Annotated in this window: 22 protein-coding genes; 14 read left to right on the top strand and 8 right to left on the bottom strand. The window is 72.5% G+C overall.

The features are described 5' to 3' along the window. The first annotated feature begins 50 nt into the window (after positions 1-50). Positions 51-536: an SRPBCC family protein gene (locus N865_RS06260; RefSeq protein ID WP_034802985.1), complete on the top strand. Its 486-nt coding sequence runs from the start codon at positions 51-53 to the stop codon at positions 534-536. Positions 537-593: 57 nt separating this feature from the next. Here N865_RS06260 and N865_RS06255 read toward each other — a convergent pair whose 3' ends face one another. Continuing rightward, on the bottom strand, positions 594-1,178 hold the full coding sequence (locus N865_RS06255; RefSeq protein WP_034802971.1) for a mycothiol transferase: 585 nt from the start codon (positions 1,176-1,178) through the stop codon (positions 594-596). Positions 1,179-1,286: 108 nt separating this feature from the next. Here N865_RS06255 and N865_RS06250 point away from each other — a divergent pair, with 108 nt between their 5' ends. Further along, positions 1,287-2,018, top strand: a complete 732-nt coding sequence (locus tag N865_RS06250) for a phosphotransferase (protein WP_051510264.1) — start codon at positions 1,287-1,289, stop codon at positions 2,016-2,018. Here N865_RS06250 and N865_RS06245 read toward each other — a convergent pair whose 3' ends face one another. Next, a complete protein-coding gene (locus N865_RS06245; RefSeq protein WP_034802968.1) occupies positions 2,019-2,534 on the bottom strand; it encodes a glycine cleavage system protein R in 516 nt (171 codons plus the stop codon). A 236-nt stretch (positions 2,535-2,770) separates the two neighbouring features. On the opposite strand from N865_RS06245, the gene N865_RS06240 reads away from it, so the two are divergent. Further along, on the top strand, positions 2,771-3,310 hold the full coding sequence (locus N865_RS06240) for a DinB family protein (protein ID WP_051510263.1): 540 nt from the start codon (positions 2,771-2,773) through the stop codon (positions 3,308-3,310). Here the strand turns inward: N865_RS06240 and N865_RS06235 are convergent. Further along, entirely contained in the window at positions 3,269-3,835 is a 567-nt protein-coding gene (locus N865_RS06235; protein ID WP_157557584.1) for a TetR/AcrR family transcriptional regulator, read from the bottom strand. The genes N865_RS06240 and N865_RS06235 overlap by 42 nt on opposite strands. A gap of 100 nt (positions 3,836-3,935) precedes the next feature. Between N865_RS06235 and N865_RS06230 the strand changes: the two genes are divergently transcribed. Then, a complete protein-coding gene (locus N865_RS06230) occupies positions 3,936-4,697 on the top strand; it encodes an SDR family NAD(P)-dependent oxidoreductase (protein ID WP_034802962.1) in 762 nt (253 codons plus the stop codon). 27 nt (positions 4,698-4,724) lie between these two features. After that, a complete protein-coding gene (locus N865_RS06225; RefSeq protein WP_051510262.1) occupies positions 4,725-6,467 on the top strand; it encodes an alpha-glucosidase in 1,743 nt (580 codons plus the stop codon). A 63-nt stretch (positions 6,468-6,530) separates the two neighbouring features. Here N865_RS06225 and N865_RS06220 read toward each other — a convergent pair whose 3' ends face one another. Then, positions 6,531-7,706, bottom strand: a complete 1,176-nt coding sequence (locus tag N865_RS06220) for a phosphotransferase (RefSeq protein ID WP_169735707.1) — start codon at positions 7,704-7,706, stop codon at positions 6,531-6,533. Positions 7,707-7,778: 72 nt separating this feature from the next. Continuing rightward, positions 7,779-9,323: a cobyric acid synthase gene (locus tag N865_RS06215; protein ID WP_051510261.1), complete on the bottom strand. Its 1,545-nt coding sequence runs from the start codon at positions 9,321-9,323 to the stop codon at positions 7,779-7,781. An 80-nt stretch (positions 9,324-9,403) separates the two neighbouring features. Between N865_RS06215 and N865_RS06210 the strand changes: the two genes are divergently transcribed. Continuing rightward, positions 9,404-9,934, top strand: a complete 531-nt coding sequence (locus tag N865_RS06210; protein ID WP_034802956.1) for a nitroreductase family deazaflavin-dependent oxidoreductase — start codon at positions 9,404-9,406, stop codon at positions 9,932-9,934. A 195-nt stretch (positions 9,935-10,129) separates the two neighbouring features. On the opposite strand, the gene N865_RS06205 is transcribed toward N865_RS06210, so the two are convergent. After that, positions 10,130-10,804 carry a PadR family transcriptional regulator gene (locus N865_RS06205; protein ID WP_034802953.1) on the bottom strand — a complete coding sequence of 225 codons (675 nt, stop codon included), beginning with the start codon at positions 10,802-10,804 and terminating at the stop codon, positions 10,130-10,132. A 254-nt stretch (positions 10,805-11,058) separates the two neighbouring features. Here N865_RS06205 and N865_RS06200 point away from each other — a divergent pair, with 254 nt between their 5' ends. The 4 genes from N865_RS06200 (at position 11,059) to N865_RS06185 (ending at position 14,850) form a co-directional block, all read left to right on the top strand. Beyond that, the gene (locus N865_RS06200) at positions 11,059-11,526 is read left to right on the top strand and encodes an ATP-binding protein (protein ID WP_084327997.1); all 468 of its coding nucleotides are present in this window, start codon (positions 11,059-11,061) and stop codon (positions 11,524-11,526) included. Positions 11,527-11,544: 18 nt separating this feature from the next. After that, positions 11,545-13,083, top strand: coding sequence for an LLM class flavin-dependent oxidoreductase (locus N865_RS06195; protein WP_034802950.1), 1,539 nt, complete (start codon positions 11,545-11,547; stop codon positions 13,081-13,083). A 115-nt stretch (positions 13,084-13,198) separates the two neighbouring features. Beyond that, positions 13,199-14,083 carry a DUF5926 family protein gene (locus N865_RS06190; protein WP_034802947.1) on the top strand — a complete coding sequence of 295 codons (885 nt, stop codon included), beginning with the start codon at positions 13,199-13,201 and terminating at the stop codon, positions 14,081-14,083. A 14-nt stretch (positions 14,084-14,097) separates the two neighbouring features. Continuing rightward, complete coding sequence (locus N865_RS06185) at positions 14,098-14,850, top strand: glycosyltransferase family 2 protein (protein ID WP_034802944.1); 753 nt, start codon at positions 14,098-14,100, stop codon at positions 14,848-14,850. Positions 14,851-14,921: 71 nt separating this feature from the next. Here N865_RS06185 and N865_RS06180 read toward each other — a convergent pair whose 3' ends face one another. Together N865_RS06180 and N865_RS06175 are read right to left on the bottom strand one after the other, a co-directional pair. Further along, positions 14,922-16,904, bottom strand: a complete 1,983-nt coding sequence (locus N865_RS06180) for a potassium transporter Kup (protein WP_245603688.1) — start codon at positions 16,902-16,904, stop codon at positions 14,922-14,924. A 60-nt stretch (positions 16,905-16,964) separates the two neighbouring features. Continuing rightward, a complete protein-coding gene (locus tag N865_RS06175) occupies positions 16,965-19,157 on the bottom strand; it encodes a hypothetical protein (RefSeq protein ID WP_051510260.1) in 2,193 nt (730 codons plus the stop codon). Between the two features lie 159 nt (positions 19,158-19,316). On the opposite strand from N865_RS06175, the gene pheA reads away from it, so the two are divergent. The 4 genes from pheA (at position 19,317) to N865_RS06155 (ending at position 23,294) form a co-directional block, all read left to right on the top strand. After that, positions 19,317-20,264, top strand: coding sequence for a prephenate dehydratase (gene pheA / locus N865_RS06170; RefSeq protein WP_084327995.1), 948 nt, complete (start codon positions 19,317-19,319; stop codon positions 20,262-20,264). 321 nt (positions 20,265-20,585) lie between these two features. Continuing rightward, positions 20,586-22,223, top strand: a complete 1,638-nt coding sequence (locus N865_RS22640) for a S8/S53 family peptidase (RefSeq protein ID WP_051510259.1) — start codon at positions 20,586-20,588, stop codon at positions 22,221-22,223. Then, positions 22,220-22,801 carry an RNA polymerase sigma factor gene (locus N865_RS06160; RefSeq protein WP_034802941.1) on the top strand — a complete coding sequence of 194 codons (582 nt, stop codon included), beginning with the start codon at positions 22,220-22,222 and terminating at the stop codon, positions 22,799-22,801. The genes N865_RS22640 and N865_RS06160 overlap by 4 nt, the downstream gene beginning before the upstream one ends. A gap of 1 nt (position 22,802) precedes the next feature. After that, on the top strand, positions 22,803-23,294 hold the full coding sequence (locus tag N865_RS06155; protein ID WP_034802938.1) for a carboxypeptidase regulatory-like domain-containing protein: 492 nt from the start codon (positions 22,803-22,805) through the stop codon (positions 23,292-23,294). Positions 23,295-23,364 lie beyond the last annotated feature (70 nt).

Below are 23,364 nucleotides of genomic sequence, written 5' to 3'. Positions count from 1 at the left end.
CTCCATCGTCGAACGTGGTCCGGGCAGGAAGGGGTGGCAGGCTGGCGGTCATGGGGACGTTCCAGTTCCGCGACCGCTGGCGCCTCCCCATCGACGTCACCACGGCGTATGCCGTGCTGGCCGACGTCGACCGGTACGCCGAGTGGTGGCCCCAGGTGCGCCGCATCGAACGGCTCGACGACGAGAGCGGCCACGCCTTCGTCCGCAGCCTCCTGCCCTACACGCTCGACCTGTTCCTGACCCGCGAGGTCGCTGATCCGGTGGGTCTCGTGCTCCGGGTGAGAATCGCCGGCGACCTCGAGGGGTGGAGCCAGTGGCGCCTCGTGGCCGACCCGGACCCCCACCACCCCGACCGGGGCCAGGGCACCGGCCGGACGGTTGCCGAGTACACCTTGGCCGAGTACACCCAGAAGGCCGTCGTCACGGCACCCGGGCTCCGGCGGCTCGTGCCCGTCGCGGGCGCGGTGCTCCGCGCGAACCACCGTTGGATGATGCGGTCCGGCCAGCGCGGGCTGGTTGCGCGCCTTCGAGCGTGACCCCGCCCAGCGGCATACGTGCCACACCCCGGACGCGGCCCGCTCGTGAGATGCCGGTCACGACTCCCAGGGGAAGCGGCCGCTCCGCGGCTGCCAGCCGTCCGGCGGGTCCTCGCCCGTGCGGCCGTCCACGGCCTCGCGGAGGAGGTCGGCGTGGCCGGTGTGCCGGCCGTACTCTTCGATGAGGTCGCACAGGAGCCGGCGGAGGTTCGCGTGGCGTCCGTCGGGCATCGACGCGTGGACCGGCTGGTCGAGACCTCCCCGGTCGAGCGCCGCGCGGACCCGGGCGTGCGCCCGTTCGACGGCGCTGTCCCAGAGGCCGTAGAGCTCCTCCGGGGTGTCGTCAGCGGCGCTCGCGAACTCCCAGTCGTTGCTGCCGTCCCAACCGTTCGAGTCCCACGGGCCGCCGAGCGGCTCACCCGTGAGCTTGACGGTGAAGTGGTGGTCCTCCACTGCGGCCAGGTGCTTGAGCAGGCCGCCCAGGGTCAGGGTGGACGCGCCGATGCGCTGCTGGAGCCCGGCGGCATCGAGGTCGTCGGTCTTGAAGCGGAAGGTCGTGCGGAGCCGGTCGAGTGCTCCGGTGAGCTGCTCGACCTCGGTGCCCGCGAGCGGTGGATCCCAAGGCGGCTGAGTCGTGGTCATGCCGGCACGATAGGGGCTCCTCCGGACAATCTGGGTCCGGACGTGGGGTGACCTCCTCGCGGTTCACGGCGGGCTCGGAGGCCGGTGACCGGTCGCTAGGGTGGCCGCGTGAAGCTGCTCGCCTCGGGACGGGACTCGGACGTCTTCGACCACGGCGACGGGCTCGTGCTCCGCCGCTACCGTGACGGCCGGTCCGCCGAGGCCGAGGCGGCGACGATCCGTGCGGTTGCGGCGCTGGGTTACCCGGTCCCGGCGGTGCACTCGGCCGCGGGGCCGGACATCGTGATGGAGCGGGTCGACGGGACCACGCTGGTCGAGGCGATGGCGGGTGGTCTCCAGCCCGAGCAGGTCGGGGCGGTTCTCGCCGGGCTGCACGACCGGCTGCATGCCCTCGACTGGCCGGGGGCCGAGCCCGGCGAGTCGATCCTCCATCTCGACCTCCACCCGCTCAACGTGATCGTGCGTGGCACGGACCCGGTCGTCATCGACTGGTCCAACGCGCGTCCGGGGCACGCCGGCCTCGACGTCGCCATGACCGCCCTGATCCTCGCGCAGGTCGTCGTGACCGACGGGATGCTGGCTTCCGTCGGGGTCGGTGACGACGGGCTGCGCGCCGCGGTTCGCGCCGTCCTCGAGACCTTCGCCGGACGCGTCGGGACCCCGTACTCCGACCACCTCGCAAACGCCGAGGCGCTGCGTCGCCACGACCCGAACCAGTCCGCCGAGGAGCTGCGTGCCCTCTCCCGGGCCGTGGGGCTGGCGAGGGAGGTGGCGCGTGTCGATCGCCCGGCCGCCCGGGCGGCCGGGCGCCCGGCTGCCCCGCCCGACGGCCGCGCCTGACTACTCGACGGCCAGCTCGACGAGGAGCTCGGTCGCGAGCTCCTCGAGGTCGGCGCGCAGGGCAACCGGGTCGGCCGTCGGCGGCACCAGAGCGACGACGTGGGCCTCGAAGAGCCGCCCGCCCGCCATCGGCGCGTCCCGGGTCTCGGTGGCGATGGTGTCGATGCTGAGGCCGTGCCGCGTCAGCACGCCGGTCACCTCGTTGACGATGCCCGGGTGGTCGTTGCCGAGCAGGTCGATGGTGAGCGGCTGCCACCCCTCGCGGGCGCCGGCCTCTGCCTCGGCGCCCGGGTGGACGGAGACCTCCATGAGGCCCTCGAGGTCGCGCAGGGCGGCCACGAAGTCGTCGCCCCGCTCGGCCGGGATGGCGACGACGACGATGCCGGCGAACTTGCCCGCGAGCTCGGCCATCTGGCTGTGCTCCCAGTTGCCGCCGTGGGCGGTCACGACTTCGGCGAGGGCCTTGACGAGGCCGGCGCGGTCGTCCCCGATGACAGTGAGCACGAGTCTTGGCATCTACGCATGGTAGCCACCCCGGACCTGCCCCACCCGCGCCTCGCCCGTGCGTCAGGCGCGGCATGCCTGGACATGCACCCCGTGCCGCACTCGTGTCAGCAGCCAGGCTCGAAGACGGCGCTGACGACGGCCGCGACGTACCTGTCCTCGTGCTCCCGGACGATGCCGTATGCCGCTGAGCCACCTTCGCGACGGAGGCGCCCGTCCCGCGTGCGCGGAGGCCAATACTGGGCACCATGAACCTCTTCACCGCAGACGTGCACGCCGTGCACACGTCGGACGAGCGGAGCCAGCTCGAGGCCTTCCTCGACACGTACCGCCGCCTGGTCAACGAGTCGTTGGACGGCATCACCGAGGAGGAGGCTCGACGGCGGCTCGTGCCCTCGCGAACGACCCTGCTCGGACTGGTGAAGCACGCGACCTACGTCGAGCAGGTGTGGTTCGTCGAGGCGGTCACCGGCACGCGGCGTCAGCAGCTGGGGCTCCCCGCGTCGCCGGACGACTCCTTCCTCCTCGCCGACGACGACACCGTCGCGTCGATCCGGGAGGCGCACAGGCGGGTGTGCGCGGCCTCGGTGGAGACCGCGTCACATCTCACGCTGGACGATGTCGTCACGGGCCACCGGTTCGGTCCGCTCAGCCTCCGCTGGATCTACCTCCATCTCCTCCGGGAGCTGGCCCAGCACGCCGGCCACGCCGACATCCTTCGGGAACAGCTCCTCGCCGCCCGGACCTCAGCGGGTGGGGCCCTCGAGGAGCCCGTTGTCGAGGAGTGACCACGCCCGGTCGGCAACGGCGCGGCGCTCGGCGGCGGGTGTCCTGGCCACGACGGCGGCGACCATCCCGACCGCCAGGAGCACGTCGTCCGCGGTGACCACGGGCCGCAGACGGGTCGGCCCGCGTGACCCGTCGAGGACCTGGGCGAGCGCCGCCCGGACGCGTTCGGCGACGGCCAGCACCCGGGGGTCGGACGATGTCGCCGTGAGGATGTCGACGAAGGCGACCGATCGGATGGTCTGGTCCGTGAGGAGCGCGACGAGGTCGTCGAGCGTCGACGCGGGGTCGGCCGCGAGCGCCTCGAGCTCGGCGACGTTGTCCTCGAAGACCGCCAGGGCGAGGCTCGTCCGGTCGGGGAAGTGCCGGTAGAGGCTTCCCTGGCCCACTCCGGCCTTCCGGGCCACCGCGCTGAGCGGCGCGTCGATGCCGCCGTCGGCGAAGACCTCGAGGGCGGCTGCGAGCAGTGCCCTGCGGTTCTCCCCTGCGGCGGCAGGTCCGCGATTCTCCGGACGCGTGTCGGACACGGGGATAACCTATAACCGGACAGAGTTGTCCGGTAGGACGCGGCGAGACGACCCAGTTCCGGCCGCCGGCTCGCGCCCCACGACACCGCAGGAGGTCACCATGTCCGTCCAACACACGCCCGGCCGCTTCGACGGCAGGACCGTCATCGTCACCGGTGCCGGCTCCGGGATCGGGCGGGCGACCGCCGTCAGGCTCGCGCAGGAGGGCGCGCGCGTCGTCGCGGCCGACATCTCCGGGCCGCGGCTCGACGCCCTCGTCGCCGAGTTCCCCGACCTCGACCTCGTGCCCGTTGCGGGTGACATCGTCGGCCAGGACGGCGTCGATGCCGTCGTCGCGGCCGCCGAGGGACGGGTCGACGGCCTCGCCAACGTGGCCGGGATCATGGACGCGTTCCTCCCCCCGGCGGAGGTCGACGACGCCACGTGGCAGCGGGTCTTCGACGTGAACCTCAACGCGGTCATGCGCCTCACGCGGGCCGTCCTGCCCATCATGATCGGCGCCGGGGGCGGTGCCATCGTCAACGTCTCGTCCGAAGCCAGCCTGCGGGCCTCCGCCTCGGGGGTGGCGTATGCCGCGTCCAAGCACGCCGTCAACGGCTTCACCAAGAGCGTCGCCGTCTTCTACAAGGGCGACGGCGTGCGCTGCAACGCGGTGGCGCCCGGTGCGGTGGCGACCAACATCGAGGCCCCCTTCAAGTCCGCCCACGCGGGTGCGGTTCTGGGGCCCATCATGCAGGCCACGATCCCGGGAGTCGCGACGTCGGAGCAGCTGGCCGCCACGATCACCTATCTGCTCAGCGACGACGCGAGCAACGTCAACGGCGCCATCCTGCCCTGCGACGGAGGCTGGTCCGCGATCTGAGGGGTCGCCTTCTGCAAGGATCCGAGCATGTCTCCGTCGACGTCGCCCACGAGCGTGCCCGGAAGCACGGAACTGCGTGCACCCGACTGGTGGAAGACCGCCGTGGTGTACCAGGTCTATCCCCGCTCCTTCGCCGACAGCGACGGTGACGGGGTCGGCGACATCCCCGGCATCACGTCGCGGCTCGACCACCTGTCACGGCTCGGCGTCGACGTCCTCTGGCTCTCGCCGGTCTACACCTCGCCGATGGACGACAACGGCTACGACATCAGCGACTACCAGGACGTCGACCCGCTCTTCGGGTCCCTCGCGGACCTCGACGCCCTCATCGCGGCCTGTCACGACCGCGGGATCCGGCTCCTGATGGACCTCGTGGTCAACCACACCTCAGACGAGCACCCCTGGTTCGTCGAGTCGCGAGACCCGAGCTCGCCGAAGCGTGACTGGTACTGGTGGCGGCCACCGCGCCCCGGGCACGAGGCGGGCAGCCCGGGCGCGGAGCCCAACAACTGGGCCGCGGCCTTCTCCGGGCCGGCCTGGCAGCTCGACGAGAAGAGCGGCGAGTACTACCTGCACCTCTTCTCCGCGAAGCAGCCCGACCTCAACTGGGAGAACCCCGAGGTGAGGCAGGCCGTCTACGCGATGATGCGCTGGTGGGTCGACCGCGGTGTCGACGGGTTCCGCATGGACGTCATCAACTTCATCTCCAAGGACCCCACCTTGCCCGACGGCCCCGTCCTCCCCGGTCAGGCGCTCGGGTCTCCCTTCGCCGGCTCGGCGAACGGTCCGCGACTCGACGAGTTCCTCGCCGAGATGAACCGCGAGGTCGGGCTCACCGATCGCCACCTGCTGACCGTCGGCGAGATGCCGGGCTCGACCATCGAGCTCGCCCGCCACGTCACCGACGCCTCCCGCCGCGAGCTCGACATGGTCTTCACCTTCGAGCACGTTGACCTCGACGTGAAGCCCGGCGGGGTGAAGTGGGACATCGCCGACCTGCCGCTGCCGGTGCTCAAGCGCAACCTCCAGTCCTGGCAGCTGGGTCTAGCTGACGTCGGCTGGAACTCCCTCTACTGGAACAACCACGACCAGCCGAGGGCGGTGTCCCGCTTCGGCGACGACAGCCCCGAGCACCGGGTCAGCTCGGCCAAGACGCTGGCCACTGTGCTGCACCTGCACCGCGGGACGCCCTACGTCTACCAGGGCGAAGAGCTCGGGATGACGAACGCCGACTTCGGCAGCATCGAGCAGTACCGCGACATCGAGTCGGTGAACTACTACGCGAGCGCGATGGGCCTGGGCCTCGACCGCGAGGCAGTGATGCGCTCGCTCCTGATCAAGAGCCGGGACAACGCCCGCACGCCGATGCAGTGGGACGACTCGCCGAATGCCGGGTTCTCGGCGGGCGAGCCGTGGCTGCCGGTCAACCCGAACCACACCTTCATCAATGCCGCTGCCGCCGAGGCGGACCCGCAGTCGGTCCTCGCCCACTACCGCGCCCTCATCGCCCTGCGGCACAAGCTCCCCGTGGTCTCCGAGGGAGACTTCGCGCTCCTGCTGCCCGACCACGACCAGCTTTGGGTCATCGTGCGCACCCACGGGGACGACCGGCTGCTCGTGCTCGCGAACTGCGCGTCGCAGCCGGTGAGCGCCCCGGCGGCCGAGCTGCCGGACCTCGCGGGCGCCCGGGTGCTGCTCGCCACGCACCCGGGTCGGGACGGCCTCGACCTGCTGCCGTGGGAGTCGCGGCTCTACAACCTCGCGCGGTAGGAGCCGCGTCCCCCTCGAGCGCCGAGGCCCGCGGGTCGCGCGGGCGGGACGTCGCCGCCACACTCACCCGACCGGCTGGGTGGCGTCGACGAGGTCGAGGATGAACCGCGCGCTCCGGGCGCGTTCGTCCGCGAGCCGCCGCAGCTCGGCCGTCGGAGTCCTGCCCAAGTGCTCGAACGGGACTGCCGACAGGCCCGAGAAGAGGAGCATGAGGAGGGCGTGCGACCGTCGCACGACGCCCGCGTCGGCGTCGCAGCCCTCGTCGCGCAGTCCCTCGACATAGGCGGTCAGACAGGCCGCCTCGAGCGCCGGGAGCTCGCGGGCCGGCCGCTCACCCATCTGCACCTCGCCGAGCAGCAGCTGGCCCAGGTCGGCGCCAAGCTGGCTGCGTCCCCAGAAACCGAAGTCGATGAGCGTGAAGCCGTCATCCGCGTCCGTGACGAGGAGGTTGCGCGTGCACGCGTCACCGTGGCTCGTGCCGAGGGGAACCGCGTCGAGCTCGCCGAGATACGCGGGGACGGCGTCGGCAGCAGCACGGAGCCGGCCACGCAGCTCGTCGCGGAACGCCTCGGAGACGAGCGGGTGCTCCCACAACTCGTCACTTCGCAGGGCGGGCAGGATGAGGTGTTCTAGGCGGCCGGCAGCATAGTCCCGCACCGAGCGTCCTCCCTGCTGAGCGGCGGCCTCGCTGTAGGGCCGCACCGCCGGACTCGCTGCGAGGCGCCCGAGCAGGCGGGCCGCGCGGACATGACGGTCGTGGTCCCACGGCACCGAGCGGATCGCGACCGGCATGAGCCACACCGCCGCCGACAGCTCGTCGAGGTCGACGACTCCGAGCGCTCGCGGCATCCGCAGGCCGGCGGGCAGCGCGGCCTCGAGCGACGACCGGTAGACCTCGGGCTCGGTCCGCCACGGCACCATGCGCAGGGCGGCCTCGCGCATCGGCTCGGGCACCATCGCGAACAGGGGCGACCGGGCCCACGACTGGACCACCTTGACGAAGAAGGCGAACGGCGCCGTGCTGACCGCGGGCAGCGCGCCGTCACCCGGGTCGACGACTCGCGCCGTGCCCCGCACCCAGAAGCGTCCGGCCGTGGTCAGCGCGTCGAGGTCGTACGGGAAGACCTCAGCCTCGGTCGTGACAAGCTCGACGCGGCCGACGCCGAGGCTCGACGCGACCATCGTCGCCAGCAGCTCGTCGCTGACGTCTGCAGCCCCGAGCACCGTCCTTCCGCCCATGACACGCCCCACCTCGCCCGTCGCGCCGGCCTGTCCCCGATCCATCGATGGTCGGCGCTCGCAGGGGCTACGTCAACGAGATTGCGACCGGGTCCCCGCACTGACATCCGCCCCGGTGCCCACCCGCGTGGGGGCAAGGAGGGCGTCGATGTCGACGTGCTCCTCGAGGGCGTCGGCCAGGGTGTCGAGCATCCGTTCGCGGCGCTCGGCGAAGCCCGGCGCGTCGAGGGTCGGCTGCCACTCGGACCCGACGGCCCGGGCGACCACGGTCAGCCACGCCCGCCTGAAGTCGTCGTTCTCGAAGGTGCCGTGCCACATGGTTCCCCACACCGGCCCGTCGTTCCAACCGTCGAGGAAGCCCTGCACAGCGGGCGGATCAGCGACCTCCCCTGGGGGCGGAGGCAGCCGTCGCGCGATGCCGTGGTGGATCTCGTAGGCCTCGACCTCGTGGCCGCGCCACGTCCCGCTGGGCCGGGCGAGGACCTTGTCGGCACCGAACTCGACGCGGATCGGCAGCAGGCCGAGACCGGGAACGACCCCGACGCGGCCCTCGACGTCGTCCTCGATCTCCCGCGCCAGCATCTGGTAGCCGCCGCAGATCCCGAGCACCGGTCGTCCCGAGGCTGCCAGACGCGACAGCACGTCGGCGAGGCCGCGCTCGCGGAGCCACGCGAGATCGCTTGTCGTTGAACGCGACCCGGGCAGCACGACGAGGTCGGCAGCCTCGACGACAGCGGGATCGACCGTGACCAGCACGTCCACCCCCGGCTCCACGGCCAGGGCGTCGACATCGGTCGCGTTGGAGATCCGGGGGAGCCGGACGACGGCCACCTTGAGCCGGTCGCGGGCCGTGGCCGACAGGGCGGTTGATGCGCGCCAGTGCCCGACCTCGAGCGTGTCCTCGCTGTCGAGCCAGACGTCGAGCAGCCACGGCACGACCCCGTGGAACGGCACGCCGGTCCGAGCCGTGATCTCGGCCAGTCCCGGCTCGAGGACCGACACGTCTCCTCGGAACTTGTTGATGACGAAGGACGTGAGCAGCGCGCGGTCCTCGTCCTCGAGCAGCGCCCACGTCCCGTACAGGGAGGCGAGGATGCCGCCGCGGTCGATGTCCCCGATGACGACGACGGGCAGGCCGAACTCACGCGCGAGCCCCATGTTGACGTAGTCGCCGGACCTCAGGTTGACCTCCGCAGGAGACCCCGCGCCCTCGCACACGACGAGGTCGTACGTGGTCTCGAGCTCCCGGTAGGCGGCGAACGCTGCCTCGGCGAGATGAGCGCGCCCAGCGGCATAATCTCCTGCCTCGAGCGTGCCCGCGGGCTCGCCGCGGACGACGACGAAGGCGCGGCGGTCCGTGCCGGGCTTGAGCAGGACGGGGTTCATCGCCGTGGTCGGCACGACGCGCGCGGCCTGGGCCTGGAGGTACTGCGCCCGGCCGATCTCGCCGCCGTCGAGGCAGACCATCGAGTTGTTCGACATGTTCTGCGCCTTGAAGGGGGCGACGCGCAGGCCGCGACGCGCGAGGGCGCGGCAGAGGCCCGCGACGAGGACGGACTTGCCGGCGTCTGACGACGTCCCTGCCACGAGGAGCCCGGAGGCCGAGGGTGAAGGCATCCGGCCATCCTGCCCGACCCCGCTCGGCGCTGCGCCACCCGTTCTGGTCGCGGGAGGACGGCGCCCACTACGGTGCAGCCATGGCAGTTCGAGTCTTCGAGGAGGCGACGGCGACCCAGCGTGCCGTGCGGTGGTTCGGCGCGACCGGGCCGGGGTCGTGGCTGCTCAAGCGGACGCTCCACCACGTCGACCGGGCCGGCCATCGCCTCGCGCCGCATCGGCGGACGTTCAGCGGGTGGATCGCGGGCGCGCCGGTCGGGATGCTGACGACGACCGGTGCCCGGAGCGGGCTCCCGCGCACCGTCCCGCTCCTCATGCTGCCGTTCGAGGAGGGCTGGGGCGTCATCGCCTCGTGCTTCGGCCAGGAGCGCCCGCCCGCGTGGTACTTCAACCTCCTCGCGACTCCCGAGGCGACGCTCGAGCTCGACGACGTCACCCACGCGGTCGTCGCGGAGCACATCACCGGTGACGAGCGTGACCGCCTCCGCGAGCTCGCGGTCTCGGTCTACCCGGGCTATGCCGTCTACGAGCAGCGCGCCGGCGGCCGGGACCTGGGCTTCTTCCTCCTGCGCCCCGCGACGGCCGTCCATGACGTCGCGGAGGCCAGCTGATCGGCGCCGGGTCGGACTGACGCACGATCTGCCTGCGGATCATCGTGCGTCTGGTGTTGTCCTGACAGCACCAGACGCCCGGTGATCCGCCAGGTGATCCGCAGGTGGCCCGCGACGAACGAGGCGTATGCCGCTGAGCGGGCTCAGCGGCATACACCTCGTTCTGCGTCGGCTGGGACGCTCAGCCGGGACGCGTCACTCGGGGTCGCCGTCGGCGAGCAGGCCGTAGAGCTTGCGGCGCGTCTCGGTGAGGATCTCGGCGGCCTCGGCGCGCTGCTGGGCCGTGCCCGTCGTGACGACGGTCCACATGGCGCCCATGACCTGCCCGACGACCGGCATGAGATCGCCGGAGCCGCCGCTCGCCGACTGCTCCTCGGGCGTGGCCTCGAACGGTCGCCACGTCTCCGCCATCTCGTCGGGGTGCTCCTCGACGTAGGCGCGGCCCTCGTCGGTGAGGCGAAGGAGGCGCCGACCGTCGACGTCGCGGCCCTCGACGAGCCCTTCGTCCTCGAGCTGCTGCACGGTCGGGTAGACCGAGCCGGGGCTTGGCTTCCAGGCTCCGCCCGAGCGCTCGGCGATCTGCTGGATGAGCTGGTAGCCGTTCATCTCGTCGCCGGCGAGGACGTCGAGGATCGCGGCCCGGACGTCACCGCGGCGCGCCCGGCCGCCACGTCGGCCGCCGAACTCGCCTCCGAATCCGCCCGGGCCGCCGAACTGCCGGACGAGGTCCTGCACCCACGGCGGCGGGCCGGGGCGGCCGCGACCTCGGCCGTGCCCGTGGAAGCCCGGCCCCGGGGGTCGCCATCCGGGTGCTCCCTGGGACCAGTCGCCCCATCCCCGGCCCCAGCCGGGTTCCTGGTTGCTGTTCATGGTGTTCTCCTTGCGTCGAGGCGGCTGAGAACAGTCGCGATACTTCGACGATATATCGCGACTGTTCCGTTGCCAACCCCAAATGTTGCGATAGGGGGTCGCGCGGGTATGTGCTGGCCACACGTGGTGCGCGCACTGTCTCGGAGGGGAGACGGTGGCCCGACATCCCGGCGATCGGGGGCCTCGTTGAGGTCAGCAGCAGGGTTCGTTACCGTGCATCGCAAGGCGCGGACCGCGCCGCTGAAGGAGGCAGGGTGACGACCAACCAGGGAGATGGTCAGGCAGCCGCGAGCAGCGCCGTCCAGACGCCCGTGAGCGAGAAGCGAACCGTCCGCATCCCGTGGGCCCCGTCGGCCGCCCCCCGGATCCGCAAGGAGCTCGTCTCCGACCTCCTGTCACGGGAGGTGCCGCCCCAGGTCATCGACGAGTCCGAGATCGTCGTCAGCGAGCTCGTCGCCAATGCGGTCCGGCACGCGAGGCCGCTGTCCGACGGCAACATCCGCGTGCACTGGAAGGTCAAGAACAACGTCGTCGAGGTCGAGGTGACCGACGGCGGGGGCCCCACGGTTCCCCGCCCCGCACCGCCCACGACGTGGGGCCTCGGCGGGCGTGGCCTGCGCATCGTCCGCTCCCTCGCCCACGAGTGGGGCGTCCTCGAGGAGTCCAACGGCCGCACGGTCTGGGCCTCGCTCGGCGGGCCCTCGCGCCGCCGCTCCCACTGAGCTCCGGGTCGCGCGGTCATGGGGCGCCCGGCCGGGACCGCGGAGCCGCGGCTGCCGGACCCGGCCCTCGTCGTGCTCGTCGGGCCTGCCGGCGCGGGGAAGACCACCTGGTCCGCGCAGCGCTACCGACCCGCTGAGGTCGTCTCGTCCGACGCCCTCCGTGCCGTCGTCGGCAGTGGCACCGCCGACCTCGACGCCTCGGTCGACGCCTTCGCCATCCTCGAGCAGGTCGTCGCCGCCCGCCTCGCGCGCCGGCTCACGACGGTCGTCGACACGCTCGGGACCGATGCAGCACGCCGCCGCCGCTGGCTCGAGCAGGCTCGGGGGGCCGGGCTCCCCGCGGTCGCCGTGGTCCTCGACACCCCCGCCGACGTATGCCGCTCACGGGCCTCCCAGCGCGACCGCCCGGTCCCGGCCCGCGTCCTCGCGAGCCAGGTCACGGCGGCACGGGCGGCCCGGTCGGAGCTGTCGGCGGAGGGCTGGGACGAGATCCTCGTCGTCGACGGGAGCGGCTCCGCCGTCCTCGAGGACACGCCGGGGAGGCCGGCTCGTGCGGGAGCCCGTCGGACGGCGCGCCCACCGGATCGGGCCCAGAGCGGCACGGAGCGGGGGCCGCGCGGTCTGGTCCTCCAGCTCTCACGTTTCCCCGCTGACGAGGACCTGCTCGGTTGGCTCCGCGCGATGGCCACCGCGGCCGAGGACAGCGGCTTCGCCGGCATCGCGCTGATGGACCACCTCATCCAGATCCCCCAGGTCGGGCGCGCCTGGGACCCCGTCCCCGAGCCGTGGGTCACCCTCGGGGCGCTCGCCGCCTCGACGTCGACCCTCTGGCTCGGCACGCTCGTCACACCGGTCACCTTCCGGGAACCCGGCATCGTCGCGAAGGCAGCGGCCACCCTGTCCGCCCTCTCCGGCGGGCGGGTGTTCGTCGGTGTCGGGGCGGGCTGGTGGGAGCGCGAGCACGCGGGCTACCGCCTGGCGCTCCCCCCTGCGAAGGACCGTCTCGACGCGCTGGAGGCGGCCATCGAGACGATGCGCGCCCTCTGGGCTCCCGGGACCAAGCCGTATGCCGGTCAGCGAGTCTCGCTCCCCGAGACGACGTGCTACCCGCGGCCGGTCCGAGAGATCCCCGTCATCGTCGGCGGAGGGGGCGCGCGGTCCCTGCGGATCGCCGCGCAGCTGGGCGACGGGTGCAACGTTCCCTCGGACGAGGCAGGGCTGGCCAAGGCGAAGACCTACCTCGCCGAGGTCGCCCGGGCCGGGAAGAACCCCGACGACGCCCTCGTGACGCTGCTCGACCTCCCGGTCGTCGGCCGCGACCGCGACGACGTGTGGGCCCGCGTCGAGCGGCTCCGGGGCGGGACCGCGGCCGCGACCTACGCCGCGCGGCACCACGCCGCGACCGTGCACGAGCACGCCGAGCGGCTGCGCAGTCTCGTCGCCGGTGGCGTCTCGACCGTGTTCATCGCGCCGCCCGACCTCGCGTCGCCCGCCGACGTCGTCGCGCTCGAGCCCTTGGCCGCAGCCCTCGACTCAGAGCCGGCCGCTCGTCCGTGAGCCGCCTCGCCCGGGCGGCGTGGGCAGGGAGCCGGCCCAGCGGCATACGGGCTGATGGACCCGCCCATGGGACTGGCGTCCGTGGCCCGGCGGGCGGGCCACTAAGGTGGCGCGCATGGGTAAGGCATCTCGGCGTCCCCGCGAGCGCGCGGACCGCACCTCACGTCCCGCTCCCGCACCGTTCGTCTCCCGGCCCTTCGAGGGCCTGCCGAACGAGACCGACTGGGTCGCGATGCGCGAGATCGTCCCGGCCGCCACGGCCACGGTCCGCTTCGCGAAGGGCAAGGCCCCCGAGGGTGCCCCCGACGAGATCACCATCGCCACGGTGCTCCCGCTCGCCTGGCCCGGCCTGCACCGGGAGTCGGGCGAGGTCCTCGTCGGCATCCAGTCGGGCAACGCGAGCGGCGACACGAGCCGCGACATCGCCCACGCCATCGAGCTCGCCGTCGCGGCCGAGCCGGGCTCGCCCGTGCAGACCCTGCCCGTCTCGACCGTCGACACTATCCGCCTCCAGGACCTCATCGACACCTCGGCGCCCTTCGAGATCACCGTCCACGAGGGCTTCGACTTCTGGGTCGCCGACGCCGACCTCGACGCCGACGGCAAGGAGTCGCTCGAGCGCGCCAACGAGTCGGCCATCCCGACGACGAAGCTCGCCTCGGCCCCGTCGGCCTACTGGTGCCTCATCGGCGACCGCGCCTACGTCCGCTGGGTCCTGCCCCACGACGAGGACACCGCGACGACGGCCCTCGCCCGCCTCCACGCCGCCGGCACGAGCACGCTCGGCGACGACGGCCGGCTCCTCGGCTGCTTCCGGTCCAGCGGCCTGCTCATCCCGGTCTGGGAGGTCGACCCCTCTGCCGAGGCGGCCAGCTTCGAGCCCGCCGTGGCCGAGATGAAGGACCGCATCGAAGCCGCCGCGGCGTCGACCGAGCCGCTCGACGCCGCAGAGCGCGGCGCCCGCGCCGGCCTGACCAACCGCCAGGTCACCCTGCGCTGAAAGGGGGACGAGCGATGGCCGCGGGATCGACCCTGCCTGTCGTCGTCATCATCCCCGCCAAGGACGAGGCCGCCCGGATCGCCGAGACGATCGCCGGCGTCCGGCACATCCCCGGGGTCGAGGTCGTCATCGTCGTCGACGACGGCTCGACCGACGGGACGGCCCGCATCGCCGCCCACGAGGGCGCCGAGGTCGTGCGCCACTCGCGCAACTACGGCAAGGCCGACGCGATGATGAGCGGCCTCGGCCGCGTCACCGGCCTGCGCCGCGTCGGACGCCTCGACGACCGGGCCTCGGTCCTCTTCGTCGACGCCGACCTCGAGGCGTCGGCCCAGGCCGTCGGTGCGCTCGTCGGCCCGGTCGCGCACGGTGAGGCCGACATGACCATCGCGACCCTTCCGGCCCAGAGCACCGCCGGGGGCGGCCACGGCTTCGTCGTCGGCCTCGCCCGGCGCGGCATCGAGGAGCTGACCGGGTGGTCGCCCGCCCAGCCGTTGTCGGGCATGCGCTGCCTCTCGCCCGCCGCCATCGAGGCAGCGACGCCGTTCGCCCGTGGGTGGGGGGTCGAGGTCGGCATGACGATCGACGTCCTCGACGCCGGGCTGCGCATCGTCGAGGTGCCGTGCGACCTCCACCACCGGGTCACGGGCACCGACTGGCGCTCGCAGGTCCACCGGGCGGCGCAGTACCGCGACGTCGCGCTCGCCATCGGGGTGCGCCGCCTGCGCCGGCGGTTGGGCCCGACGGCCTCAGGGGCTGACGGCTGAGGACCGGGCGGCTCGGCCGTATGCCGGGGGGCGGGCGAGCGGCATACGGTCGCTCGGTCTGTGAGCCGCCCCTACAGCTCGACGTGGGCGCCCATGACGATGGTCCGGTCCGGGGGCAGGTGGAAGACCTCGGTCCGGTTGGCCGCGTTGTGGTACATCCACGCGTAGAGGCGCTTGCGCCAGGTCTTGAGGCCCCGGGGGCCGGTCGCGTGCACCGTGAGCACGGAGAGGAAGTAGTGCGCGTCGTCGATGTCGACGTCGAGCTCGGGCGTCTTGCCGATCGCGAGGGCGAGGCCCTTGGGGATGTCCTGGCTGTCCGCGAACCCGACGTGGACGGCGACGTGGACGAACCCGTCCGCGGCGTCGCCGAGGTCGTTGACCTCCACCCGGTCGACGTGCCTGATGTGCGGGACGTTCTCGTTGACGATCTGGACGAGGATGACGTGCTCGTGGACGACGCGGTTGAAGTCGACGTTGGCGCGCAGGGCCAGCGGGGTCGTCGTCGCGTTGGAGTGGGGGAAGACGGCCACGCCGGGCACGCGCGGGATGTCGTGGTGGCGGATCATCCTGACGAAGACGGGGAGTGGCCCTTCGAGGTAGCGCTCCTCCTCGTGCAGGGCCGTCGAGCCCTGGCGCCACGTCGTCATGAGCGCGACGACCGCTGCCGCGATGAGGAGCGGCAGCCAGCCGCCGCTGACGATCTTCGTGAGGTTGGCCCCGAGGAACGTCAGCTCGAGCGTGACGACGAGGACGACATACGTGATGATCTTCCAGCGCTCGACCCGCCAGACCTCCCGCGCGAGGACGAGGAAGAGGGCGCTCGTGAGGAGCAGGGTGCCGGTGACGGCGAGGCCGTACGCGGTGGCCAGCCGGCTGGAGCTACGGAAGACGGCGATGAGCACGACGACGCCGACGAAGAGGATCCAGTTCATGACCGGGACGTAGATCTGGCCACCCTCCTCGCGCGAGGTCTGTCGCACGAGCATGCGGGGGAGCATGCCGAGCCGCACCGCCTGGCGCGACACGGAGTAGGCGCCGGAAATGACGGCCTGGGAGGCGATGACCGTCGCCAGGGTGGCGAGGACGACGAGCGGGAGGGTCGCCCAGGAGGGAGCCATCCGGAAGAAGGGGTTGGCCACGGTGGAGGGGTCGTCGAGGATCATCGCGCCCTGGCCGAAGTACGTGAGGGCAAGGGAGGGGAAGACGACGACGTACCAGGCCCGGCGGATGGCCCCCGCGCCGAAGTGGCCCATGTCGGCGTAGAGCGCCTCGGCCCCGGTGATCGTCAGCACGACCCCGCCCATGGCGACGAAGGCGATGAGCGGGTGCTCGAGGACGAAGGCGAGCGCATACGTCGGCGACACGGCCAGCAGGATCTGCGGGTTGTGGACGATGTGCGGCACCCCGAGCACGGCCAGCACGACGAACCACAGGGTCATGACGGGTCCGAACGCCCGGCCGATGACCTGGGTGCCCCACCGCTGCACCGCGAAGAGCACGGTGAGGATCACGAGCGAGAGCGGCAGGACGAGGTCGCCGAGGGAGGGGTCGACGACGACGACCCCCTCGATCGCCGACATGACGGAGATCGCCGGCGTGATGACTGCGTCGCCGAAGAACAGGGCGGCGCCGACGATGCCCATGATCACGACGGCGCGGGCCCGCCGGGGCGCCACGAGGTGGGTCCGCAGGAGGGCGACGAGCGCGAGGATCCCGCCCTCGCCCTCGTTGTCGGCCCGCATCGCCAGGGCGACGTACTTCATCGACACGATGATCGTGATCGACCAGATCACCATCGAGATGACCCCGAAGACGTCGGACCGGGTCACCTGGACGCGGTTGTGCTCGAGGCTGAAGACCGTCTGCATGGCGTAGAGCGGGCTCGTGCCGATGTCGCCGAAGACGACGCCGAGGGCGGCGAAGGCCAGCGCGACGGCGCGACCGCCGTGCGGGTGCCCCGGTTCCGCGGCAGGCGGCTCCGACCCGGCAGGGGAGGACGCTGACCGCCTCCACGGCCGGCCCACCCCGCGTCCGTGACTGGGGGCCGTGGCCACCCTGTCATCCTGCCACTGCCGCCGCGGGCGCGTGGGCACCCCGCCGCTTTCGCAGGATCCTCAGAGGTGGTGGCGGTCTCGGCGTCGGCGCACCGGCTGGTTGCGGCGCTCGATCGTCATGAAGTGCGTGACGGCCGAGGTGACGAGCGGCACGGTGAACAGGGCCGCCACCGGCGGGATGGCCGCGCCCGAGTCGTTGGTGAGGAAGCCGATGAGGCACATGGCGAGGATCGAGATGAGGCCGCTGCGCAGCAGGGGCGCCTCCTCGACGAGCCGGCGGAACGGGTCGGTCCCGAGCACGCCGGGGCGGATCACGATCCACGTGGCGAGGGCGAGGAGCACGGTCACGGCGCCGAGGAGGATCGGCAGGTGCGTGGCGAGGTCGACGTTGGCCGCGAACTTGCGGGCGATGATGTCCCACGCCCCGCCGTCGATGACCGACTGGAGGAACTGGCCCGGGTGCGAGCGCAGCTGCGGCGGCCGCCTCCAGTCGAGGTAGCAGACGAGGCCGACGACGAGCCCGGCGGCGAGGACGACGACGGTGAGGTTGCGGACGGTGACGCGCACGCCCATGACCGACAGGAGCAGGAAGCCGAGAGCCGGGACGAGGGCGATCGGGCCGCCGAAGTCGGCGCCCCACGCCGGCAGGACGTCGACGGCGAGGGCGACCCCGCCGATGATGACGACCGCGAGGACGGCCAGCCGCGGGGCGTTGCGACGCTTGAGGGCGTGGGCCATGGAGGCGCAGAGGAGCAGAACCGCGGCGCCGTAGAGCGCGAACGCGACGTTGCCCATGCCATAGAAGCGGCCGCCGACGAGCGGCTGGAGCCCGAAGATCGAGGAGATCTGCAGGTGCGAGCCGGTGAGCAGGTCGATGCCGATGACGCTCGCCGTGATCGCGGACATCGCGGCGAGCGGGCCGAGCGCGGAGGAGCTCCATGGGCCGTTGAGGCTGACCGCGGCGAGCAGGCCGCTGATGGCGAGGACGAGGACGAGCAGGAGCCCGGTCAGGGTCCACGTCGAGGTGGACCATCGCCACCACGGGACGAGGTTGGCCAGGAAGGTCGCGGCCGGCATACCGGCGCTGAGGATGCCGGTGAGGCGCACGAGGCGCAGGACGCGCTGGCGGGTCAGGCGGGTGTTCCACGGTCTCGCGCGGCGCCACATGACCCAGAGGACGAACATCACGAGCGCGGTGCCGGCGATCCAGATCCCGAGGAAGGGGGCCACGACGCGGTGCATGGCGTCGGCCTTGGTGTCGACGTCGGTGAGCACCGTCAGCTTGCTCGCGGCCGTCGCCTCGCTGTTGTTCTCGGACGGGACGACGCTGAGGGCCCGCCCGCCGATGGGGATCGCGGGGACGACGCCGCCGCGCTGGAGGATCGTCGCCGTGACGTCGGAGAGCTGTGCGATGCCGACGGTGCGGGTCGAGCCGGACGCGAGGATGCCGGGTGCGTAGTGGGGGCCGGTCGCGGTGAGGACCCGGAGGCGCTCCTCCCGGTCGCGGTCGGACAGGCCCACGACGACGAGGTCGGCGCCGTTGGGCATCGCGTCCATGACCTGCTCGATGCGACGCTCGAGGGAGTTGATCCGCTCGACCTGCTTGGCCGGGTCGGGGTCGGTCTCGAGGATCGCGCCCACGTCGACGATCGACACCGGGCACTGGGCGAGGTCGGAGACCAGGGTCGTGGCCTGGAAGGGGCTGTACCGGGCGACCTTGCCGTCGGACGTGGCAGCGGCCAGCCCGGCGCCGGGGCCGATCGCCTGCAGGCACGTCTTGTCGGCGGCGAAGCTGTCGCCGAGGAGCCCGAGGCGCGCCTTGAAGGCGGCGTTGCGCGACGCCTCGGCGAGGGCGTCGAAGCCCTCGACGGTGTAGCCATGCGTCGCGTCGCCGACGATCTTCGGCTGGTCCGTGCACTCGGGCCGGTCGGTGGAGGCCTCCGGGCCGGCGGCCTCCGCAGACGAGATCGTCGCCCACCCGTCGGTCGGACAGGTCGTCAGGTGGAGGGTCTTGACGGAGACCGAGGCGGCCGCGCCGTCACGGAGCAGCCCCCAGAGCACGGGCGTGTCCTTGGCGGACACGTCGTCCCAGGACACCCCGCCGAGGCCGACGACGACGAGCGAGTCGCCGGGGGCGGGTTCCTTGGTCGCGGGGACGGGAACGCCCGAGCGGCCGACGTAGGCCAGCCCGAGGGCAGCCGCCAGCAGCATCAGGACGACGATGAGCGTCTTGGTCGGATGCCGGCGGATCACGGGGACACCCTACAAACCGTCCCTGAACGCGAGGTCCGCCGGTCACGGGCTGAAATGGCAGGACGGTGCCGGCCGACTCGCGAGTAGCGTGCCCAGCGTGGCGGCCGGGCCGCACCCCGCCCGCCGCATCCCCCTTCCCGCACGATCGAAGGACCCGTCGTGACCCCGCACCGCACCCCCGACCAGCTGCACCGCTTCGGCTACCTCGGTCCGCGCGGCACGTTCACGCAGATGGCCCTCGACGCGTGGGACGGCGCCGACGGCCGAGAGCAGGTCCCCTTCGGGTCCGTCGACGCCGCGCTCGCAGCCCTCCGGGCCGGCGACATCGACGCCGCGATGGTGCCCATCGAGAACTCGGTCGAGGGCGGGGTCTCGGCGACGCTCGACGCGCTCGCCACGGGCGACCCCCTCGTCGTCATCGGCGAGGTCCTCGTCCCCATCACCTTTGTCCTCTGCGCCCGCCCCGGTATGCCGCTGAGCTCGGTCCGCGCGGTCGGCACCCACTCGCACGCGTGGGCCCAGGTCCGCGGCTGGATGAGTGCTCACCTCCCCGACGCGGCATACGTCCCGACGCTGTCGACCGCAGCGAGCGCGGCAGCCCTCGGGGCACCCGGCGATGTCATGTTCGACGCGGGGGTCTGTGCTCCCGTGGCGGCCTCGAACGAGGGGCTCGTCGTGCTCGCAGATGACATCGGGGACAACCGGGCTGCGGTCACCCGGTTCGTCCTCGTGTCGCGGCCGGGCACGCTGCCCGAGCCGACCGGGTCCGACAAGACGACCCTCGTGCTCTACCAGCAGGACGACCACGCCGGTGGCCTCCTCGAGCTCCTCGAGCAGTTCGCCGTGCGCGGGGTCAACCTCACCCGGCTCGAGTCGCGGCCCACGGGGGAGGCGATGGGCAGGTACTGCTTCTCGATCGACATCGAGGGCCACGTCAAGGACGCCCGGGTCGGCGAGACGCTGATGGGCCTCAAGCGGGTGTGTGCCGACGTCCGGTTCCTCGGGTCCTACCGCCGGGCCGACGGGGTGCGGGCCGGGACGAGGCCGGGCACGTCCGAGAACGACTTCGACGAGGCCCGGGCGTGGCTCGAGGAGCTGCGCGGCTGACACGGAGGCGGCCGGCGCGAGGGAACGTGGAAGGGGGGCGTCGACGGTCTCCGTCGACGCCCCCTCACCCGGGCCACCCCCCTGAGCAGCCCTGGACTTCCACGGGGCACCGGACCCGCCGCCCCTCCGCGACGCCCCCTGGTCCGGCGACCCGTTGGCCCCCGCAGCGTCAGAGCGGGTCATTCCGCCTCTGATACATCCCCGGCGGAAGAAGTTCCGAAAGTTTCCGAAACGGTCGATGTATCAGGAATCGGCCCGCTCGCACTGTGCGGGTGACAGTCTCGTAACGCATGTTCTGACGACGCCCCAGGAGCACATCCCATGTCCGAGGTCCCACCCGGAACCCCGACCCCGCCCGAGCGGCCGCTCGTGCGAGCCCTCGACCCCGTCAACGCGGCCCGGCCAGGTGGCGGCGCGCCACCGCTTCCGACGCTCTATCTCGCCGACCGGCTCCTCGTCATCGGCTACCCGACGGATGAGCGGGCCCCGCTGCTCGACGAGCTCGGAGACGCCCTCGCGGAGCAGGGCGTGGCCTACGCGCCGACCGAGAAGAGCCAGCGCCGGCTCGAACGGGTGCGCGGTCTCCGCAGCCAGCGCACGGCCCCGCGTGACGAGCTCGACGACATCTGGGTGACGAGCGTCGTCCTCACCACCATCACGAGCGCCGACCGTTCGCCCGACGTCCCGGCCGCTCTCGCGCCGGACTCGCCGCCTGATGCGTGGACGGTGCTCCAGCGGCTGCGGGTGGCTCATGCACGGGTCGCCGAGTCGGTCAGCCTCGAGCACGTCGTCTTCCCGGCTCCGGGTCACTGGGGCGGGATCGGTGGCCACTGGGGTGGCATCGACGGTCACTGGGGCGGGATCGGCCACTGGGGCGGGATCGGCCACTGGGGTGGCATCGGCCACTGGGGCGGGATCGGCCACTGGGGCGGCATCGAGGCCCTCATGGAGTACGAGGTCCCCGGCCGCGGAGGCCGTATGCCGGTCAGCGTGACCCTCGCAGACCCGGCCCTCCGGGCGCGCTCCCTCGACCGCCCGCCGGTCGTCGCCATCCCCGACACGGCGCTCGCGGCCCACCCGTGGTTCGAGGACGACGCCCGGGTCATCCGTCTCGCCGTCGCCGACGGGGAGCTCGTGCCCGACGCGACGGCCCAGGCTGCGGCGATCTCGGTGACCGACTCGTTGACCGGCGTCCGTGGCGGCCTGGAGGGCCACGGGACGTTCATCGCCGGCCTCATCCGCCAGGGCTGCCCCGAGGCGACGATCCTCTCGATCCCGGTGATGGGCAACGACGGAGTCGCCGAGGAGGGCGACGTGATCATCGCCCTGCGGGCCCTGCTCGAGCGGCACATCGACGGCCAGCTCGAGGGGCGGCCGGAGGACTGCATCGACGTCCTCTCGCTCTCGATGGGCTACTACGCCGAGGACGCCGGCTACCTCTCCGGCCCCGTCGCGCTCCTGCTGCGCCGCTTCGCCGAGCACGGGGTGCTCGTCGTGGCCGGGGTCGGCAACGACGCGTCGACGGCGCCCTTCGTGCCTGCGGCGCTCGCGGCTGACCCGCCGAAGTCCATCCGGCCCAGCTCGCGCCCGCCGCTCGCCAGCGTCGGCGCGCTCAACCCCGACGGCCGCTCGGTGGCCCTCTTCTCCAACGCCCTGCCAGTCGTCAGCGCCATGCGGCCCGGGGTCAACCTGGTCAGCACGCTGCCCATGGTCGACGGGGCCGGGCAGCCGTCCGTCTCGGTGGGCGGCACCGACCCGGTGCGCACGACGATGGACCCCGATAACTACCAGGGTGGCTTCGGGGTCTGGAGCGGCACGTCGTTCGCGACCCCCGTCCTCGCCGCAGAGCTCGCGGCGGAGCTCGTCGCGGCGAAGGACCTCGCCGACGTCGATGCCACCGTGATGCGCAAGCGCGCGATCCGCGCCCTTCGGTCCTGCCTCGGAAGGAAGACCTCATGACCCCCACCCCGACCGCGCCCGACGGTCTCGGGACCCTCGCCGGTCAGGCCTTCGCGGCCTACCGGGCCGGGGACCGCGAGCGGCTCTCGTCCCTCGTCGACCTCGTGACGCCCGTGCTGTGGAATGCCGCGCGCTCCCAGGGCGGGACGCCCTCGATGTGCGAGGACGCCGTCCAGACCGCCTTCCTCCAGCTCGTCGACCGCGCCGAGTCGATCAACGAGCCGGCAGCCGTGCTCGGCTGGCTCGTCGTCGTCGTCAAGCGCGAGGTGTGGCGCCTGGCCCGCGGGTCCCGCCGCGAGATCGGCGTCGAGGAGGTGCCGGAGGCCCCGGCCCAGAGCCTCGACCCCGAGGCCCAGTCGATCCTCAGCGAGCGCCAGAGGGTGCTCTGGCAGCACATCGCCAGCCTGTCTCCGCGATGCCAGGAGCTGATCCGTGTGATCGCCTTCGCCGACCGTCCCGACTACGCGGCGATTGCCGAGTCGCTGGGGATGCCGGTGGGCAGCATCGGCCCGACCCGTGGCCGGTGCCTCCAGAAGCTGAGGCTCACCCTCGGCTCCGACCCCGGATGGGCGGTGTGACATGAGCTCGCACAAGGACGTCATCGACGACAAGGACCTCGCCAACCTCGCGCAGGTGCGAGCCCTCTACGCCCATGCCGACCCCGTTCCGGTCGACCTCACCGAGCGGATCAAGTTCGCGCTCACGGTCCAGGCGTTGCACGCCGAGGTCGCCGAGCTGATGGACTCGGCGATGCTCGCCACCCGCGGCCCCTCAGCGCCGGTCGAGCCGATGCCGACCGAGTCGGTCACGTTCTCGGCCGCCTCCGTGAGCCTCATGGTCACCGCCAACGAGTCCGACATCGAGGGCCGGGTTCGGGTCGACGGCTGGGTGACGGCGCCGGGCGCGAGCATCGAGGCGGTGACGAGCGAGGGCAGCACATCGGTCATTTCCGATGCGAACGGCCGATTTGTTATGGATGATCTCCCTCATGGGCCGATCCACTTCGTGATCATGGTCGAGCCCGGCGACGAGACGACCCGGCCGGTCATCACCCCGACGATCCAGGTGTGACCGGCCCCTGACAGGGGAAGGCGACACCCGACCATCGACGGCAACCACACGCTCTCCCTCGTCCGGAACC

The sequence above is a fragment of the Intrasporangium oryzae NRRL B-24470 genome (assembly GCF_000576595.1).
GTDB lineage: Bacteria > Actinomycetota > Actinomycetes > Actinomycetales > Dermatophilaceae > Intrasporangium_C > Intrasporangium_C oryzae.
This window is presented reverse-complemented; position numbering and strand designations above follow the sequence as displayed.

What these genes read in the sequence shown, in the direction of transcription:
- N865_RS06245 (WP_034802968.1), bottom strand. Translation starts at nt 2,534, where the DNA reads ATGCCAAGACTCGTGCTCACTGTCATCGGGGACGACCGCGCCGGCCTC.
- N865_RS06205 (WP_034802953.1), bottom strand. Translation starts at nt 10,804, where the DNA reads ATGAACAGCAACCAGGAACCCGGCTGGGGCCGGGGATGGGGCGACTGG.
- N865_RS06160 (WP_034802941.1), top strand. Translation starts at nt 22,220, where the DNA reads ATGACCCCCACCCCGACCGCGCCCGACGGTCTCGGGACCCTCGCCGGT.
- N865_RS06190 (WP_034802947.1), top strand. Translation starts at nt 13,199, where the DNA reads ATGGGTAAGGCATCTCGGCGTCCCCGCGAGCGCGCGGACCGCACCTCA.
- N865_RS06215 (WP_051510261.1), bottom strand. Translation starts at nt 9,323, where the DNA reads ATGCCTTCACCCTCGGCCTCCGGGCTCCTCGTGGCAGGGACGTCGTCA.
- N865_RS06210 (WP_034802956.1), top strand. Translation starts at nt 9,404, where the DNA reads ATGGCAGTTCGAGTCTTCGAGGAGGCGACGGCGACCCAGCGTGCCGTG.
- N865_RS06240 (WP_051510263.1), top strand. Translation starts at nt 2,771, where the DNA reads ATGAACCTCTTCACCGCAGACGTGCACGCCGTGCACACGTCGGACGAG.
- N865_RS06255 (WP_034802971.1), bottom strand. Translation starts at nt 1,178, where the DNA reads ATGACCACGACTCAGCCGCCTTGGGATCCACCGCTCGCGGGCACCGAG.
- N865_RS06260 (WP_034802985.1), top strand. Translation starts at nt 51, where the DNA reads ATGGGGACGTTCCAGTTCCGCGACCGCTGGCGCCTCCCCATCGACGTC.
- N865_RS06230 (WP_034802962.1), top strand. Translation starts at nt 3,936, where the DNA reads ATGTCCGTCCAACACACGCCCGGCCGCTTCGACGGCAGGACCGTCATC.
- N865_RS06155 (WP_034802938.1), top strand. Translation starts at nt 22,803, where the DNA reads ATGAGCTCGCACAAGGACGTCATCGACGACAAGGACCTCGCCAACCTC.
- N865_RS06225 (WP_051510262.1), top strand. Translation starts at nt 4,725, where the DNA reads ATGTCTCCGTCGACGTCGCCCACGAGCGTGCCCGGAAGCACGGAACTG.
- N865_RS06220 (WP_169735707.1), bottom strand. Translation starts at nt 7,706, where the DNA reads ATGGGCGGAAGGACGGTGCTCGGGGCTGCAGACGTCAGCGACGAGCTG.
- N865_RS06185 (WP_034802944.1), top strand. Translation starts at nt 14,098, where the DNA reads ATGGCCGCGGGATCGACCCTGCCTGTCGTCGTCATCATCCCCGCCAAG.
- N865_RS06195 (WP_034802950.1), top strand. Translation starts at nt 11,545, where the DNA reads ATGGGGCGCCCGGCCGGGACCGCGGAGCCGCGGCTGCCGGACCCGGCC.
- N865_RS22640 (WP_051510259.1), top strand. Translation starts at nt 20,586, where the DNA reads ATGTCCGAGGTCCCACCCGGAACCCCGACCCCGCCCGAGCGGCCGCTC.